Source organism: Epibacterium ulvae (genome assembly GCF_018678075.1).
Classification (GTDB): Bacteria; Pseudomonadota; Alphaproteobacteria; order Rhodobacterales; family Rhodobacteraceae; genus Epibacterium; species Epibacterium ulvae_A.
The window spans coordinates 1-17,430 of record NZ_JAHHIR010000047.1; the positions used below are offsets into that span (position 1 = coordinate 1).

15 protein-coding genes and 1 pseudogene are annotated in these 17,430 nt (G+C 58.6%); 11 read left to right on the forward strand and 5 right to left on the reverse strand.

Features of this window, described 5'->3' with window-relative positions; genetic code table 11:
• Window positions 1-166: 166 nt before the first annotated feature.
• Window positions 167-753, forward strand: a pseudogene (locus KMP13_RS12630) (IS5 family transposase); the annotation flags it as partial.
• 227 nt (window positions 754-980) lie between these two features.
• Here the strand turns inward: KMP13_RS12630 and ettA are convergent.
• Window positions 981-2,648, reverse strand: a complete 1,668-nt coding sequence (ettA, locus tag KMP13_RS12635) for an energy-dependent translational throttle protein EttA (RefSeq protein WP_215266204.1) — start codon at window positions 2,646-2,648, stop codon at window positions 981-983.
• A gap of 182 nt (window positions 2,649-2,830) precedes the next feature.
• On the opposite strand from ettA, the gene KMP13_RS12640 reads away from it, so the two are divergent.
• The gene (locus tag KMP13_RS12640) at window positions 2,831-3,700 is read left to right on the forward strand and encodes a hypothetical protein (protein ID WP_215266205.1); all 870 of its coding nucleotides are present in this window, start codon (window positions 2,831-2,833) and stop codon (window positions 3,698-3,700) included.
• Window positions 3,701-3,756: 56 nt separating this feature from the next.
• Window positions 3,757-4,224, forward strand: a complete 468-nt coding sequence (locus KMP13_RS12645) for a DUF1203 domain-containing protein (RefSeq protein WP_215266206.1) — start codon at window positions 3,757-3,759, stop codon at window positions 4,222-4,224.
• A gap of 91 nt (window positions 4,225-4,315) precedes the next feature.
• Here the strand turns inward: KMP13_RS12645 and KMP13_RS12650 are convergent, their stop codons facing one another.
• The gene (locus tag KMP13_RS12650) at window positions 4,316-5,191 is read right to left on the reverse strand and encodes a bifunctional helix-turn-helix transcriptional regulator/GNAT family N-acetyltransferase (RefSeq protein WP_215266207.1); all 876 of its coding nucleotides are present in this window, start codon (window positions 5,189-5,191) and stop codon (window positions 4,316-4,318) included.
• A gap of 117 nt (window positions 5,192-5,308) precedes the next feature.
• Between KMP13_RS12650 and KMP13_RS12655 the strand changes: the two genes are divergently transcribed.
• From KMP13_RS12655 to KMP13_RS12665, 3 genes are all read left to right on the forward strand, one after another.
• Entirely contained in the window at window positions 5,309-5,953 is a 645-nt protein-coding gene (locus KMP13_RS12655) for a nicotinate-nucleotide adenylyltransferase (protein ID WP_353055712.1), read from the forward strand.
• Window positions 5,954-6,014: 61 nt separating this feature from the next.
• Window positions 6,015-7,505 (forward strand): D-alanyl-D-alanine carboxypeptidase/D-alanyl-D-alanine endopeptidase, encoded by a 1,491-nt coding sequence (gene dacB, locus KMP13_RS12660; RefSeq protein ID WP_215266208.1) that lies wholly within the window; start codon window positions 6,015-6,017, stop codon window positions 7,503-7,505.
• A gap of 136 nt (window positions 7,506-7,641) precedes the next feature.
• Window positions 7,642-9,216 carry a gamma-glutamyltransferase family protein gene (locus KMP13_RS12665; RefSeq protein ID WP_215266209.1) on the forward strand — a complete coding sequence of 525 codons (1,575 nt, stop codon included), beginning with the start codon at window positions 7,642-7,644 and terminating at the stop codon, window positions 9,214-9,216.
• Window positions 9,217-9,223: 7 nt separating this feature from the next.
• On the opposite strand, the gene KMP13_RS12670 is transcribed toward KMP13_RS12665, so the two are convergent.
• Entirely contained in the window at window positions 9,224-10,102 is an 879-nt protein-coding gene (locus KMP13_RS12670) for a polysaccharide deacetylase family protein (RefSeq protein ID WP_215266210.1), read from the reverse strand.
• 244 nt (window positions 10,103-10,346) lie between these two features.
• Here KMP13_RS12670 and KMP13_RS12675 point away from each other — a divergent pair, with 244 nt between their 5' ends.
• From KMP13_RS12675 to KMP13_RS12690, 4 genes are all read left to right on the forward strand, one after another.
• Window positions 10,347-11,426 (forward strand): TRAP transporter substrate-binding protein, encoded by a 1,080-nt coding sequence (locus KMP13_RS12675; protein ID WP_215266211.1) that lies wholly within the window; start codon window positions 10,347-10,349, stop codon window positions 11,424-11,426.
• A gap of 83 nt (window positions 11,427-11,509) precedes the next feature.
• Window positions 11,510-12,019 carry a TRAP transporter small permease subunit gene (locus KMP13_RS12680; protein ID WP_215266212.1) on the forward strand — a complete coding sequence of 170 codons (510 nt, stop codon included), beginning with the start codon at window positions 11,510-11,512 and terminating at the stop codon, window positions 12,017-12,019.
• Window positions 12,020-12,022: 3 nt separating this feature from the next.
• Window positions 12,023-13,342, forward strand: coding sequence for a TRAP transporter large permease (locus tag KMP13_RS12685; protein WP_215266213.1), 1,320 nt, complete (start codon window positions 12,023-12,025; stop codon window positions 13,340-13,342).
• A gap of 1 nt (window position 13,343) precedes the next feature.
• Window positions 13,344-14,159: a sulfite exporter TauE/SafE family protein gene (locus tag KMP13_RS12690; protein WP_215266214.1), complete on the forward strand. Its 816-nt coding sequence runs from the start codon at window positions 13,344-13,346 to the stop codon at window positions 14,157-14,159.
• A 41-nt stretch (window positions 14,160-14,200) separates the two neighbouring features.
• Here KMP13_RS12690 and KMP13_RS12695 read toward each other — a convergent pair whose 3' ends face one another.
• Window positions 14,201-14,878 carry a GntR family transcriptional regulator gene (locus KMP13_RS12695; protein ID WP_215266215.1) on the reverse strand — a complete coding sequence of 226 codons (678 nt, stop codon included), beginning with the start codon at window positions 14,876-14,878 and terminating at the stop codon, window positions 14,201-14,203.
• Window positions 14,859-15,281: a tellurite resistance TerB family protein gene (locus tag KMP13_RS12700; protein WP_215266216.1), complete on the reverse strand. Its 423-nt coding sequence runs from the start codon at window positions 15,279-15,281 to the stop codon at window positions 14,859-14,861. Before KMP13_RS12700 ends, KMP13_RS12695 begins: the two co-directional genes overlap by 20 nt.
• Window positions 15,282-15,545: 264 nt before the next feature.
• On the opposite strand from KMP13_RS12700, the gene KMP13_RS12705 reads away from it, so the two are divergent.
• On the forward strand, window positions 15,546-17,189 hold the full coding sequence (locus KMP13_RS12705) for a lysine--tRNA ligase (RefSeq protein ID WP_215266217.1): 1,644 nt from the start codon (window positions 15,546-15,548) through the stop codon (window positions 17,187-17,189).
• Window positions 17,190-17,430 lie beyond the last annotated feature (241 nt).

Genomic DNA, 17,430 nt, shown 5'->3' on the forward strand with positions numbered 1-17,430 from the left:
CCACCCCCTTCCACCTGCCCGAACCATGCCCCTGTTGCGGCGGCCCCATGCGCATTATCCAGATATTCCGGCGCGGCCAGAAACCAATGTCGCGCGCGCCACCAACGGAACAAGCCGCATGAGCGAACGACCGCCAAATACCATCAACCTATGCTGCCGGGCAGTGGAAGGGGAGTGGAACGCCCGCAAGCACGGTGGTTCCAAACGGCGTATCCACTGACCGACAGGGTCATGCGAAGCATGATCCCGAGAGGTTGGCGCAAGATACACATCGGGATCGATGAAGAAACACTGGAGGTGCGGGCAGTCGAGGTCACCACCAGCAATGTCGGTGATGCACCGATGCTGCCGGAATTGCTTGCGCAGATCCCACCCGATCAGCACATCGGGAGCGTTACCGCGGACGGAGCATACGACACCCGCAAATGCCACGACACAATCGCGGCTGGTGGTGCCCACGCTATCATTCCACCGCGTAAGAATGCCAAGCTCTGGAACCCCACGAGCGCCGGCGCGATCGCCAGAAACGAAGCGGTCAATGCTTCGAGATACCTGGGCCGTGCGCTATGGAGGCGATGGAGCGGATACCACCGCAGAAGCCGCGTCGAAACGAAGATGCATTGCTTGAAGCTGATGGGCCAAGGCCTCATGGCGCGGGACTTCGACCGGCAGGTCGCGGAGATCCAAATCCGTGTTGCAGTCCTCAACCAGTACACCGCTCTTGGTATACCCATCACGGAGCCCGAAGGATAAGCCCGTCCGGGGAAAGGGGAAGCCTGCCCAGCAACGGATTTGTGCAACAAAGCCTCGTGCGTTCATAAATCGGTTTTGGACTGAACGCGGGCAAAGCGCAGGTCTGACTGACTTTGAGCAATCCGACAGATAGCCTGTTTGATTGATTTCTGACGGTGCCGAGGGGAATTGGCGCTTAACCAAGAGCCCCGGTTAGAGCTCTTGGTCGTTTCACTAATGAAGTGAGATCAGCGCACGAATTTCTTGTGCTTCAAACGCTTAGGCTCCAATGCATCGGGGCCCAGACGGCGTTTTTTGTCTTCTTCATAGTCTTCAAAGTTGCCTTCGAACCATTCCACATGCGCGTCGCCTTCAAAGGCCAGGATGTGGGTACAGATCCGGTCGAGGAAGAAGCGATCGTGCGAGATCACCACCGCGCAGCCCGCAAAATCCACCAGCGCGTCTTCGAGCGCCCGCAGGGTTTCCACGTCCAAATCGTTGGTCGGTTCATCGAGCAGCAGCACGTTGCCGCCCTCTTTCAACAAACGCGCCATGTGGACCCGGTTGCGTTCACCACCGGACAACAGGTTCAGCGGTTTTTGCTGGTCGCCGCCTTTGAAATTGAACGAGGAGCAATAGGCGCGCGAGTTCACCTGCGCATCGCCCAGTTCAATGATCTCGGCGCCGCCGGAAATTGCTTCCCAAACGGTTTCATTGTCTTTCAGGTCATCGCGCGACTGGTCCACATAGGACAGTTTCACGGTGTCACCATATTCAACACTGCCCTCATCAGGTTGTTCCTGACCGGTCAGCATCTTGAACAGGGTCGATTTACCGGCGCCGTTGGGGCCAATCACGCCCACAATACCACCCGGCGGCAGCGAGAATTCTAGCCCTTCAACCAACAACGAGTCGCCAAAGCCTTTCTTGAGGCCGGCCACTTCGATCACTTTGGATCCCAGACGTGGACCGTTCGGGATAACGATCTGGGCACGGCCGACCTTTTCACGCTCGGACTGCGAGGCCAGATCATTATAGGCGGCAATACGCGCTTTGGACTTCGCCTGACGGGCCTTTTGACCCTGACGCATCCACTCCAACTCGCGCTCCAGCGTCTTTTGCTTGGATTTGTCTTCGCGCGCTTCCTGCGACAGACGTTTGGATTTCTGCTCCAACCAGCTGGAGTAGTTGCCCTCGTAAGGAATGCCACTGCCGCGATCCAGCTCCAGGATCCAGCTGGTGATATCGTCCAGGAAGTACCGGTCGTGGGTCACACAGAGGATGGTGCCTTTGTAGTCGATCAGGTGCTGTTGCAGCCAAGCGATGGTCTCGGCGTCCAGGTGGTTGGTCGGTTCATCGAGCAGCAGCATATCCGGCGCTTCAAGCAGCAGCTTGCACAGGGCCACACGACGTTTTTCACCCCCAGACAGATCCTTGATCGGCGCATCATCCGGCGGGCAGCGCAGCGCTTCCATCGAGACGTCAACCTGGCTGTCCAGATCCCACAGATTGTCCGCGTCTATCGCGTCCTGCAGGACAGTCATCTCTTCCATCAGCTCGTCGGTGTAGTTTTCCGCCATCTCAACCGCGATCTGGTTGAAGCGGTCGACCTTGGCTTTCTTTTCGGCCACACCCAGCATGACGTTTTCCCGCACGCTCAGGCTCTCGTCCAGTTTGGGTTCCTGCGGCAGATAGCCAACCTTGGCCCCTTCGGCCGCCCAGGCCTCACCAGTGAAGTCCTTGTCCAGACCGGCCATGATCTTCATCAGCGTCGATTTACCAGCACCGTTGACACCGACCACACCGATTTTCACACCGGGCAGAAAGGACAGATGGATGTTTTCAAAGCATTTCTTGCCACCGGGGTAGGTCTTAGAGACCCCCTGCATGTGGTAGACGTATTGATAGGCCGCCATTTGGTTGCTCCGTCATGGGGGGAAGTTGTTTGGCAGGTGTGATAGCGGATGGCGGGGGCGGGGGCAATGGATGTGCTTGTTGGCTGGCGTACTGCAACTTTATGCTTCTTCAAGGTGATTGATTTGTAGAGTGGCTTAACTCACCATGGGTTGGTGCTTATGGCTAGTGAAGGAGGTTTACGGTGGCGCCCAGACGAAAGCAGTGCATTTTTTGCGGTTCAAAAGAAAAAATGTCGGCAGAACATATTTGGGGCAAACAGATTCAAAAAATGTACCCGCACTTAGATTTCAAAAAGCACAATCTCAAGAGCGAAAGAACTGGGCTTTCAGCAGATGAATTAATTCAAACGATGCAAGGAGGGTATGCGAAAAAAGGGCATGCTTTCGGTCACACCTATAGGTGCGTGTGTCAAATTTGCAATAGCGGTTGGATGAGCGAAATAGATGACGAAGCTTTTAAGGTCTTCAAAAAGTTTAAAAAAGAGATGTGTTGGGTTCTTGGAGAGAAAGAACAGCTTGCGCTGGCGCGATATGCTTTTCTCAAGTCTCACATAATAATGGCGGAGTCGCATGACAAGATGGGCGGCTTCGAAAGTGTAGCTAACTTCCACGGAAGGCGAATGAATTCGTTCCGCGAGACGCAGATTCTACCGGCCGGATTTAGAGTGTACTTAGGTGTCCCACCTAGGTTGGTAGGGTTGGATTACGCGAGATCTGCACTAAACCCGCCTAGTTCTTGGAACTATCATCCGCTGTATGCGGATAAAGAAATCTTCTTTTTTAATATTATGATGTTACCCTTCGTTGCATTGTGTATAACCAATGCGCCTGAAATCGATTTTGTATTTCGTCGACAGTTAGCGTTGGGGCAACTAGGGCTACTGGGGCCCTATGAACGCGACCTGTCGAGTTTCATGCTTCGTGAGACAGAAAGATTTTTTTTGGAGGAGGAAGCACTAATTGCAATGGAACTATTTTGTTCGAGATCCGCTGTGAGTTTACCAGTGAGGCGAAATCATAGACGCCCAAGTTTTCCGCAAGATCCGGGCTGATCCAACCGCCTGCACCCCATAGATCCATAAGCAGTCCCAACCACAGGAGAGCGCTTATGTCCTATCGCATCACAGGTCTCGAACCCGATCAATTCACGCCACTTTTCGGCCTCTCAGATGCTGAACTGGCGGAACAACACATCACCCGCCACCATGTGACCGAACCCCATGCCTGCCCGGATCGCGTAACCATGGTGGATCTGGAACCGGGGGAGACCGCGCTGCTTTTGAACTATGAACACCTGCCCGTCGACAGCCCCTATCGATCGCGCCACGCGATCTACGTCAAAGAGGGCGCGACCACGCCCTACACTCAAACCGGTGAGGTGCCAGATGTCATGCAACGCCGCACCCTGGCGCTGCGCGGGATCGATAGCGGCGGCTCTATCGTCGATGCGGTTCTGGCCACGGGCGACGGGATCGAGCCACAAATCCTGCAGCTGTTTGAAAACCCTGACATCGCCTATATCCACGCCCATTACGCGCAACGCGGCTGTTTCTCGGCCCGGATCGATCGCGCGTAACGCCCGGCTTTCATCTTTTCAAAAATACTTAAAACCCAACAGGGGCCGCACTATACAACAGCTGCGGCCCTTGCCCCCTTTAAAATGCCCGTCACAGCACCTTCTCAAAAAACAAATCGGGGTAGGGGTCATCGTTGAAGCGCGCGATCTGCGACCAGCCGAGTTTTGGATACAGCGCTGAGGCCTCGGGCAGGGCGGAATTGGTGTCCAGTCGCAACCGCGATATGCCAAGGTCGCGTGCAGTTTCTTCACACAGATCCATCAGACGGCGCGCCAGCCCCAGCCCCCGGGCAAAGGGCGCAACCCACAGACGCTTGATCTCAGCATACCCTTTGTCGGTACCTTTCAGCCCCACGCAGCCCTGCGGCAACCCGTCGGAAAAGGCGACATAAAAGGCGCCGCGCGGGGCCATCATGTCCACCGCTTCCGGATTGGCCGATAGCGACACGTCAAATCCGCAGTCCAGTCGGCGACCCAATTCGGCGTAAAATTCCTGTAAACACCACACGGCTTCGGTCGCGCGCGGATCGCAAAGATGGATTTCCATCCGCTCCGCCGCCAGGGCCGAGGCCACCAGATCCATCGCCGCCAACAGCGCATCGGGGCGTGGGTGGCGCTCCAGCATCGCGCGTGCCTGTAGATCTGACAGCGCGTCATAGGCCTGCGCCTCGTGTCGGCCGGTCTCAGTCAGCAGCGCATGGCGTTTGCGGGCATCTTGCTGGTCCTGTTCCAGATGGAGCAACCCTTCCTGTTCCAGGGCCTTTAACGCCCGGCTCAGCACCGCTTTGTCGAGGTTCAGGTAGCGCCGGATCACCCCAAGGTCGCTGCCAAAATGGCCAATGGCATGCAGCACGCGTGCATAGCCCAAGGGACGACCACGTCCCAGAAAAGATGTGTCGAGCGCGCCGACCTCGGTCGTGACGGCGCGGTTAAAACGGCGGATGCGGGCAATGGGCTCAAGTGTCATGTGGTTGACTTACGTCAATGGTTGACGTTGGTCAATTAATAAAGTCTCTGCCCCTTGCACGGTTTTTCTATCGGCTTCTGATTGATCCCGCATGATTTTCTGTGCATCAGTGCCAAGGTGACACAAACGCTGCCGCATATCCGGGCGGGCCAGACCGTCGGCCTATTGGGGGGATCCTTCGATCCGCCTCATTCGGGGCATGTGGCCATCAGCGAAGCCGCGATGCGCCGGTTTGGGCTGGATCACCTGTTCTGGCTGGCCTCTCCGGGCAACCCATTAAAAGTACATGCGCCTGCTGCAATGGAGCGTCGTATGGCTGCGGCGCGGGATCTGCTGACCCATCCGCGCATTCACGTCAGCGATATTGAGGCTCGGATGGGCACCCGCTACACGGCCCAGACCCTGCTTCGTCTGCGTGCACGTCATCCAGGGGTGCGGTTTGTCTGGTTGATGGGGGCCGACAATCTGGTGCATTTCCATCACTGGAAGGACTGGCGCGAGATTCTGAATACTGTCGGCGTCGGTGTGCTGGCCCGTCCCGGAGATCGCATTCGTGCGCGCCTTTCGCCTGCCGCCCGCATCTATCGCCACGCACTGTTGAAGGGGCGGCAAAGCCAGCTGTTGTCGATGCGCCCGGCTCCGGCCTGGTGTTTTATCAATGTCCCGATGGTCGATCTGTCGTCTTCTGAAATTCGCGCGCGCGGCGGTTGGGCCAGAGAGAGTCCTGATGCAGACGAAATGCTGCGAAAAACACAAGAGTGACTTGTAAATCAGCACAAGATCGTTTGTCGTTTCGCAAGGATTTTAGCAGAATATCGCAGCGATGATGAACCGCCGTTCTTTCCTTTTGTCCGGGCTGATGTCCGGCGTTGCCGCCGGGGTGGCGCAGGCCAATGCGCCGCTTGTGTCCCTGCGTCCATTGGCGCGCGCAGGCGGGCCGATCAGCGCCACCGCCAATGGTGGCCTATCGGGCGTTCTGGCGCGGGCGGGTCTTTCGGGCAAAGTGGTCTGTGCGGTTGCCGATGTCTCCACCGGCGCATTGCTGGAGGAGGAGGGGGGCGCGTCCACCTTACCGCCTGCAAGTGTCGCCAAAGCGCTGACGGCGCTTTACGCGCTCGATACACTGGGCGCCAATCACCGCTTCTCGACCGAGCTGGTGGCGACAGGCCCCGTATCGGGCGGCGTTTTGCAGGGCGATCTGGTCCTGTCGGGCGGCGGCGACAGCATGCTGACCACCGATCATCTGGCGCAAATGGCCCGCAGCCTCAAAGAGGCGGGCATTCGCGAAGTGCGCGGCGACTTCCGGATCTGGGATGGGGCCTTGCCGATGATCAAAACGATCGATCCGGGCCAGCCGGATCATGTGGGCTATAGCCCTGCGATTTCGGGCATCGCTTTGAATTTCAACCGGGTTCATTTTGAATGGAAACGCGGTGGCAGCGGCTGGAACGTCTTGATGGACGCCCGAACCGAACGGTATCGCCCGACGGTGTCGATGGCGCGGATGCAGGTCGCGCAGCGCAGCGTGCCGGTCTACACCTATGCCGACAAGGGCGGTGCGGATCATTGGACGGTTGCGCGCGGCGCGTTGGGCAATGGCGGGGCGCGCTGGTTGCCGGTACGCAAACCGGCGGCCTATGCTGCGGATGTCTTTCTCACCATGGCGCGTTCGCAGGGTATTGTGCTGAAGGCCGCGAAACAGGCCACACATGCGCCGCGTGGGCAGGTGGTCGCGGTACACCAAAGCCCACCGTTGTCGGTCATGCTCAAGGCGATGCTGCGGTTTTCCAACAATCTGATGGCCGAAATGATCGGGCTGTCCGCCACGCGTGCGCGCGGCGTGGCTGCGAAAACACTGGCCCAATCCGGCGACGTCATGAGCCGCTGGGCCGCCGATAAATACGGTATGAAGCGCAGCAAGCTGGTGGATCACTCTGGGCTGGGTTCGAAATCCAAAATGGCTCCGACCGATCTGGTTGCGGCCCTTATTGCGGCGCATCGCGCTGGGCAATTGAAACCCCTGCTCAAGGATTTTCCCCTGCGTGACGCCAACCGCCGCGTGATCAAGGACCACCGGATCAAGGTCACGGCCAAAACCGGCACATTGAATTTTGTCTCGGGCCTTGGCGGGTTTATGACCGCCGCCGACGGGACCGAGCTTGCCTTTGCTATCTTCACCGCAGATGAGGACGCGCGTGCAGCCCTCAGTCGGGCAGAGCGGGAGCGCCCGCAAGGGGCGCGCACCTGGAATCGCAAGGCCAAGGATCTGCAGCAGAAGCTGATCGAACGTTGGGACGCGGTTTACGGTGCCTAACTGCTCCTGCGCCGACCACCCCGCCCAATCCACGCACAACCGGCCTTTTGTGATGCGTCTTTGACATCGCCGCGCTTGACTTTCGCCGTTTGGCGGGGAACACAGGCGCAACTTTGTATACAAAGAGAGGCTCGCTATGATCGAAACAGCGTTGGGACGCCAGCACGCAATGACCGCACCGCATCGGGTTGCCGCCAAAGTTGGCGCTGGAGTGATGGAGGGAGGTGGCTCCGCGATTGAGGCGATGGTTGCAGCTGCTGCAGCGATTTCGGTGGTTTACCCCCATATGAATGGTATTGGTGGCGATGCCTTCTGGGTGGTGAAACGCCCCGGGCAGGCACCGGTCTCGATCATGGGCTGTGGTGGGGCCGCCGGACTGGCAACGCCAGAATGGTATACAAACCTTGATGTGATCCCCAGCCGGGGACCAAAGGCCGCGCTGACTGTTCCTGGTGCGGTTGGCAGCTGGCAGGCGGCCCTAGATCTGTTGCCGGAGGGGCATATCCCCCTGGCCGATCTGGTGGCACCCGCCGTGAAACTGGCGCGCGAAGGGGTGGCAACCAGCCGCCATCAGGCTGGATTGGCCGCCGAAAAACTGGATCAGCTGCGCGATGTTCCGGGCTTTGGCGATGTGTTTCTGGTGGATGGCCAAGCGCCGAAACCGGGTGCGATCCTGAAACAACCCGCGCTTGCCGCCACGCTTGAGATGATCGGAACCGAGGGCGTGCGCTGTTTCTATGAGGGCGAGATCGCGCATGCGATGGCGGGCTTCCTTGAAGAAACGGGTAGCCCGTTGCGGGTCGCAGATCTAGCGGCCTATCAGCCCAAATCCGCCACGCCGCTGACGCTTGAGACGAAATGGGGCCGTCTTTTTAACACCCAACCGCCGACCCAGGGCATGGCCTCATTGGCTATTCTCGGGATTTTTGAGCGGCTTGGCGTCACCGAAGGTGAGAGTTTCGCCCATATACATGGCGCGGTTGAGGCGATCAAACGCGCCTACCGCGTGCGCAATGCGGAACTGGGCGATCCCACGTCGATGCGTCTGGCGGCGCAGGATCTGTTGACCGCTGACAGGCTGGATGCGCTCGCGGCTGAGATTGACATGACCCAAGCGATGCCCTGGCCCGAGGTGGCGCAGCCGGGTGACACGATCTGGATGGGCGCGGCGGATGCGGATGGCACCGTTGTCAGCTTTATCCAGTCGATCTTTTGGGAGTTCGGATCGGGGCTGACGTGCCCGACAACCGGCGTTCTGTTCCAGAACCGGGGCGCGGATTTCACCCTGACGCCGGGCGTCAATCAGCTCGCCCCTGGCAAGGTGCCGTTCCACACGTTGAATCCGGCCCTGGCCGAGCTAAACGACGGGCGTGTCATGGCCTATGGCACACAAGGCGGCGAAGGTCAGCCGCAGACGCAGGCGGCGATTTTCACCCGTTACGCCGGGTTTGACATGCCGTTGCAACAGGCGATTACCGCGCCGCGCTGGTTGCTGGGGAAATCCTGGGGCGAGGAGTCCACGACCTTGAAAGTCGAGGCGGATTTTGGTCCCGAACTGATCGACGCCTTACGCGCGGCAGGTCACGATTTGGAAGTTATGCCACCGCATCATGGGGTTATGGGGCAGGCGGGCGCCGTGGTGCGCCATGCGGATGGGTTGGTTGAGGCCGCAAGTGATCCGCGTTCCGACGGGGCAGGCTACGCGCGGTAACGCTCGTTTACAGCTTTAGCGCGCGGAAATGATCGTTGATGGCACCAGCGGTGGTCCACCAGACCGCATCGCCGCCGGCTGCCAACATATGGCGCAATGCGCGGTCCAGATGTTTCAACCGATGCGGATGCCCCATCAGATAACCATGCAGCGCGATGCCCATCACCAACGGGCGACGCGCGCTTTCTTCCAGCATCACGTCAAAGGCGTCGATCAGCATATCACCAAACTCCGCCCCCTCGCGCTTGCGCCCGACGATCTGGGGAATGTCGTTTAGCTCCTGCGGATAGGGCACCGACAGGATGTGGCCGTGGCGCGTTTGCATCCAGGTCGGCTGGTCATCATGGCACCAATCTAGCAGATATTCATATCCCGCCTCCTGCAACAGGTCGGGTGTCACCGGGGATTGGGAAATCCACGGACCTAGCCAGCCTTTGGGAACTTGCCCATGTCGATTGGTCAAAACCTCAGTCGCCTCGGCAATTAGCGCGCGTTCGTCGGCCTCTGCCAGCGTGCCCTGACGCTCGGCATTGGTACGCCCATGGCCTGCGATCTCATCCCCGCGGGCGGCAAAGGCTTCGGCCAGGCCGGGCGCGGTTGTGTACAATTCACTGTTGATGAGGGCGGTGCAGGGCAGGTTCAGGCGGTCAAACAGCTCTAACATACGCGGCGCGCCGACCCGATTGCCGTAATCGCGCCAAGTATAGTTCAACACATCCGGCTGGGGTCCACCGGGGGCTAGCTCGGCACCAAGCCCATCTCCAAAGGAGAAACACTCAAGGTTCATCCCCAAATAGATCGCCAGCCGACGCCCATCGGGCCAGTCAAAATCGGGCCGATCAGTGATGGAGGAGTAGGAATAGCGGTGGTGGTGATTCATTTTCATACTCAATGTTCCTATGGGCAGGCTTTCCCTTTGTACACAATCTGACGGTGGGGCCGCCTGTTTGGCGCTGGAAATATGCGCCGCGAGGGCGTTATCGGGTCAAGAATTAAGCAGCCTGCCGCATTTCAGGTAAATTTTCACGACATCCAAATTTTTCCTTTGTGTACAAAAGCGCAATTGATCCAAGAAATGGGGCGAGTAAATCAAGAAAAATACAAAAATCGTATACAACATGGAGAACCTCATGGACCGCCGCTCCTTTATCACAACCGCCGGTGCCGTTGGTGCCGCCTCGCTGGCTGCACCCGCAATTGCCCAAGGTGCACCTGTCAAATGGAAGCTCACCTCAGCCTTTCCAGCCGGTCAGCCCTTCTACTCCAACGGTCCCGGCTCGCTGACCGATTTCGCCGATCGGGTCAAAGCCATGTCCGGTGGCAAAATGGAAATTCAGGTCTACCACGCCGGTGAGCTGGTCCCGGCCTTTGAAGGATTTGACGCCGCCCGTCAGGGTATTGTCGAGATGAACAGCTGGATCGCCTATTTCGGCGCGGGCAAAGTGCCAGCGGCGCAGTTCTTTGGCGCGGCACCGTTTGGCATGTCGACCCAGGGCAAAAACGCCTGGTTCTATATCGGCGATGGCATCAAGCTGTGGAACGAAGTCTATGAACCTCTGGGTCTGGTGGGTATGCCCATCGGTGCCACCGGCGTGCAAATGACCGGTTGGTTCAACAAGGAAATCAACAGCCTCGAAGATATGTCCGGCCTGCGCCTGCGTATTCCGGGTCTGGCGGGCAAGGCCTATGCGCGCATTGGTGTGGACGTAAAAGTTCTGCCGGGCGGTGAAATCTTCCCCGCGCTGGAACGTGGTGTGATCGACGCCGCCGAATGGGTTGGTCCGGCACAGGATAAAATCCTCGGCCTAAACAAGGCTGCGAAATACTACTACACCACCGGTTGGCACGAGCCGACAACCGTGACCGAACTGGGCATCAACAAAGCTGCCTGGGACGGGTTGGATCCAAGCCTGCAAGCCGTGGTTACCAATGCGGCTGCTGCCTGTAACCTGATCTCCCACAGCTGGGGTGAGGCGAACAACGCGGCCGCGTTGAAAGAGTTTGCCGCCAATGGCACCGAAATCCGCACCCTGCCGACCGAAGTGGTCGAGGCACTGCGGGTTGAGATGAAGGCCGTCTACGCAGAGCTGGGCGCGTCCGATCCGTTGTTCAAAAAGGTCATGGACAACTACTTTGCCTTCAAGGCCGAGCATGATTTCTGGGCCGCCGCCTCCGAGGAAGTCTGGCACGAGCAGCTGCGCAACGGCTAACACCCCCTTGCGACAGCACCCAAGGTCAGGAGGCAGTGCACCTCCTGACCATTTTTATTCTCCCGAACTAAAAAGAGACCCTCATGAGTTACGCGCTTCGTCTCGCGGATGGGATCGATTGGCTGACACGCGCCATCGGTCGAATGGCGTCTGCCCTGTTGTTGGGCATGATTGCTTTGGTGTTTTTCAATGTGGCCGGACGCTATGTCTTTGGCACCAGCCCGATCTGGATGCAGGAGCTGGAATGGCATCTGCTGGTGCCGATCTCCCTGTTGGGCATAACGGTTTTGATGATGGAGGGCGGCCACGTGCGGGTTGATATGCTCTATGATCGCTTCCCCACCCGCGTCAAACACGCCATCGATTGCATCACCATGCTGCTGGGGGTCTGCGTCTCTGTGCTGTTTATCAAATACGCCAGTGGTTATGTGTCGAATTCTTTCACCATCCTCGAAGGCTCCCCCGATCCCGGCGGTCTGCCCGGACGTTGGCTGCTCAAAGGGTTCATCCCCGTCGGGTTTGCCTTTCTGGCGCTGCAATGTCTGGCCAATGCGATCCGCCACGGCGACGCTTTTTTGAATGAGGAGGGCTGACCCATGGATCAAATTCTCGCAATTGGGCTGATCCTCGGCTTTATGGGCTTTCTGCTCCTGGGCATGCAGGTGGGCATCGGCATCGCAGTTGCCGGTTTTCTGTTTGGCTGGATGGGGTTTGGCGACTTTCTGTTTAACCTGTCGCCCGCGCGCATTTACGGCGTGGTGACGAAATACGAATTTATGGCGATCCCGCTCTTTGTCTTTATGGGGGTGATGTTGGAGAAATCCCGCGCCGCCGAAGACATGTTAGAGGTCGTGGGCCGCTTCTCGGGCCGTTTGAACGGGGGTATGGCGATTGCGCTGATCGTGGTTGGCGTCTTGATGGGGGCCTCGACCGGTATTGTTGGTGCCACCGTGGTGACGCTGACGCTGCTGACCATGCCGGTGCTGTTGAAGCGCGGCTATGATGGCGGCATCGCGGCTGGTGCGATTTGTGCATCCGGCACCCTGGGGCAGATCATCCCGCCCTCGCTGGTGTTGATCCTTTTGGCCGATATCATGGGCGAAAGCGTTGGCACGCTGTTTGCGGCGGCGATGATGCCGGGGTTGATGCTGGCGGGGTTCTACATCGTCTTTATCCTGATCCTTGGCGTGGTGCGCCCCGACATGGTGCCTGCAATTCCTGCCGAAGAACGTGCTGAGATTACCGGCTGGCCCCTGGCCTGGCAGGCGGTCAAAGCGCTGTCACCGCCCTTGATCCTGGTGGGTGGCGTCTTGGGATCGATCATCGGCGGTCTGGCCGCCCCGACCGAGGCCGCAAGCGTGGGCGCTGTGTTCTCCATCGTGATTGCCGCGCTTTATGGGCGTCTGACCCTACCGATGATCTGGGAAGCCTCGCAAAGCACCCTGCGGATTTCGGCGATGATCTTTTTCATTCTTGTCGCCTCGCAGGTGTTCTCCATCGCGTTCCGTGGTCTGCATGGCGAGGATCTCGTCAAAGACATGCTGGCCGTGTTGCCCGGTGGTGAAACCGGCGCGTTGATCTTCCTGATGGTGCTGTTGTTCATCCTCGGCTTTTTTCTGGAGTGGATCGAGATCAGCTATATCGCGCTGCCCCTACTGCTGCCTTTCTTTCAGGCGCAGGGCACCGATATGATCTGGCTTGCGACGCTGATTGCGCTGAACTTGCAGACCTCGTTCCTGACGCCGCCTTTTGGCTGGGCGCTGTTCTTCCTAAAAGGTGCAGCACCTCCGGGGATCACCACCTCGATGATCTATCGCGGTGTCTTGCCCTTTATCGGCATCCAAGCCGTCGCGTTGGTCCTGTTGTTCTGCTTCCCCGGCATCGCAACCTGGCTGCCCCAAGCGATCGGGTGGTAACGTGAGCGGAGATCTTCTGACTTATCTGCCGCTGGTCTTCGGGCTGGTTGGGGCCTCGGTCTTTGCCGGAATTCTGGCAGGGTTCCTGGGGGTCGGCGGCGGGATTGTACTGGTGCCTGCCATGTTCTGGATGTTCAGCCTGGTCGATTTTCCGGCCAATCTGACCATGCATATGGCGGTGGCGACCTCGTTGGCGACCATCATCTTTACTGCGATCTCCTCGGCGCGGGCCCATTACAAGCGCGGCGGGGTGGATATGGACCTGCTGCGCCTGTGGGGGCTGCCGATCGGGCTGGGTGCGTTGGCGGGCGGTCTTGCCGCGCGCTGGATCGACCCGGACGGACTGCGCGCGGTCTTTGGTGTGGTGGGCGTTTTGGTGTCGCTGAACTTCTGCCTGCCACGCAGCCTGGTGTTGGGCCAAGCGTTGCCTGCGTCACGTAGCGCCAATGCGGGCATGGCGGGCAGTATCGGCTTTGTCTCCTCCTTGATGGGGATTGGGGGCGGCACGTTGGGGGTGCCCACGCTCTCGGCCTTTTCGTTCCCGATCAAACGCGCGGTGGGCACTGCCGCGGCCTTTGGTCTGATCATTGCGGTGCCTGCGGTGGTGGGGTTTGTGCTGTCGGGCCTGTCTGTGCCGGGCAGACCGCCGCTGTCACTGGGTTATGTCAGCCTGCCTGCGGTCCTGGTGATCATCCCCTTCACCACCGCCCTGGCGCCTTATGGTGCCAAACTGGCCCACAAGGTCGAACCCAAATGGGTCAAACGCGGCTTTGCGGTGTTTCTGGGGATCACATCGATCAGAATGCTTTTGAGCTGAACCCGTGCTGTCCAAGGCGTAGAAGCCTTGGGCAGTCATATCTACTGCCGGGTCTGCACCACGGTTTCGGCCGCGCCTGCCAGATGTTGACGCAGGGCGGTTTCAACACCGGCCTTGTTGCCCGCCCGCAAGAGCGCCACGATCAGCCCATGTTCGCGGTTTGACTGCAGCATGCGGTCGACCTGCATCAGCTGCGATTTGCGAAAGGGTGCCAGTTTCAGACGCATATCCATCGCCATCTGCGCCAGATCATCATTGCCCGAGCCGCGATAGATCTGGTTGTGATATTCGATATTCATTGCCTCATATTCGCGCGACGCCTTGTACGAGGCCAGTTCGGACATCCTCAGATGTGCGGTCTCCAACGCATCCATCGCCGCCGCTTCCATCCGCAGGGCCGCCAGCCCGCCACAGGTGGCTTCGATCTCGGCCATGGCTTCAAACATTGACCGGATCCGCGCTTCGTCAAAGGCCCGCACTACGACGCCCTTGAACGGTACCCGTTCGGCCAGTGAGCGTGAGACGATGTTTTGCAAAACCTCCCGGATCGGGGTGCGCGACACGCCAAATCGATCCGCCAGCGCCGCCTCATTCAGGCGGGCGCCCGGCACGATCTGGCCCGAGACAATCTCGGCCTCCAGAACATCCAGGATCATAGTGCTGTGAACGTCTTTCAAGGGGCGTGCTTCCGGATCCGGCTCAGGTGATATGCCGGGCACGGGCGCCCCGTTCGATCCCCGCCGCATGCAGCCGGTCGATGTTCAGCTCGTATCGGATCTCTTCCAACAGGCGCAATTCCGGCTCATGCAATTGCCCGTCTGCCGCCGCCACATCGCAAGCCAGCGCATATGCGGTTTCAAACAGCCGTTCGGGCAGGTTGTCGCGGATCAGACCAAACAACGCGTCCAGCCCGTCTTCCTGTTCAAACAGATCATAGACCGTCTGGCTCACCGCATTGGTGCGGTCGGTGTCATAGTCGGCAAACACCGGCAACATATTGACGGCATTCTGAATTTTGACGAGTTCCGCGGTGCGGATATTCTCATCCGAAGCGGACACCGCCACCATCAGCGCCACCAGACAATCCTGCGGGGTCAAAAGATGCGGATCTTGGTCAGACATGAAGGGAGTCCTTTGGATGTGTTCTGCATCAAGAGGATAGTCATCTTGGCCTGTACGTTCAATGAGATATGGTGCTTATTGAACAGGTGTTTGCCTGCGCTGCCCCCGGATGTCACGCTCGTAAAACACCGAGGGTCCGCGAATTCTTCCCTTCAAGCGGCGGCCATCAGGTTGACTCACCCCCGCTGCAGGCCATAGAGGGTTACGCCGGTTTGCCGAATGGCAGCCGGTTTCCCAAACAGACACCCTTTGGAGACACATAAAATGTCTGAACTGCGCGAAGAAGCTCTCAAGAGCAAAGCCTGGCCGTTTGAAGAAGCACGTCGCATCGCCAAACGTTACGCCAAGGGCGCGCCGGAAAAGGGCTATGTGCTGTTCGAAACCGGTTATGGCCCATCGGGTCTGCCGCATATCGGTACCTTTGGTGAGGTGGCGCGCACCTCAATGGTGAAACGCGCCTTCGAGGAAATCTCGGACATTCCAACCAAGATGATTTGCTTTTCGGACGATCTGGATGGCCTGCGCAAAGTGCCGTCGAACGTGCCGAACCCGGAAGCCCTGGAAGAGCATTTGCAACGGCCGCTGACCTCAGTGCCGGATCCTTTTGGCACACATGCGAGCTTTGGTGATCACAACAACGCAATGCTGCGCCGGTTCCTGGATACCTTTGGTTTTGAGTATGAATTCTACTCGGCCAAGGAATTCTACCAGTCCGGTCAATTTGATGAGATCCTGAAACGCGCCGTCGACAATTACGACGCGGTGATGGCGATCATGCTGAAGTCCTTGCGCGAAGAACGCGCGGCGACCTATTCGATCTTTCTGCCGATCCACCCGGAAACCGGTCGGGTGCTGTATGTGCCGATGAAAAAAGTCTGCGCCGAGACCTATACCGTCACTTTTGACGATGAGGACGGAAAGGAATGGACCCTGCCTGTGACCGGCGGCAATGTGAAACTGCAGTGGAAGCCAGATTTTGGCGCCCGCTGGGCCGCGCTGGGTGTCGATTTTGAGATGTACGGCAAAGAGCACGCCACCAACGAGAAGATCTATGACTCGATCTGTCGTGCGCTGGGCGGACGCCAGCCCGAGCACTTCTCCTATGAGTTGTTTTTGGATGAAAATGGCCAGAAGATTTCGAAATCTTCCGGCAATGGCGTGTCGATTGACGAATGGCTGACCTACGCGTCAACCGAGAGCCTGTCCTATTTCATGTATCAAAAGCCCAAAACCGCCAAGCGGATGCATTTTGACGTGATCCCCAAGGCGGTGGACGAATATCACCAGCAGCTGCGCGCCTATCACACGCAGGACGCAAAACAGCAGTTGAACAACCCGGTCTGGCACATCCACGGCGGTGATGTTCCGCAATCGGATATGGTTGTTCCCTTCTCGATGCTGTTGAACCTGGCCTCGGCTTCCAGTGCTGAAGACAAGTTGAACATGTGGGGGTTCATCAACAAATACGCCCCCGATGCAACACCTGAAACCCATCCCGGCATGGATCAGGCGGCGGGCTTTGCGGTGGCCTATTTCAATGACAAGGTGAAGCCGACCAAGACATTCCGCGCGCCCACCGATCAGGAGCGCACAGCCTTGCAAGATCTGGCCGATGCGCTGCGCACGCCCGAAGCCGCATTGGCGGCAATTGCCAAGAAGAATGAGATTGTCGGCAACGACGATGCGCTGCCAGAGGCGGATTTTGCATCCGAAGATTTCCTGCAATCGGTGGTGTTTGCCATCGGCAAGATCCACGGGTTCGAGCCGCTGCGCGCCTGGTTCACGGCGATCTATGAGGTTCTGTTGGGTGCTTCTCAGGGCCCACGTTTTGGTGGTTTTATCGCTCTTTACGGGGTGGAAGAGACCATCGCCTTGATCGAAAGAGGTCTGGCAGGGGAGCTGGGCTGATCTCTCGCATTCAAGGTTGGAGCGAAGACAAAGGGGCGCCCGATGGGCGCTCTTTTTTGTTTTGAAGGAGGGCTTCTGGGGCTCACCAAAGCGAAGCTTCAAAGCCCCCCATCACCCGCACCCCTGCATGACCGCGCCGACCCTTGGGTCAAGTAAAATGACGGTTTCCACGCGGTGCCCGCGCGGAGCCTCCGCAATTTTTCTGGACCCCGCGGGCACGGGGCGCGGCCCATTTGGGGGC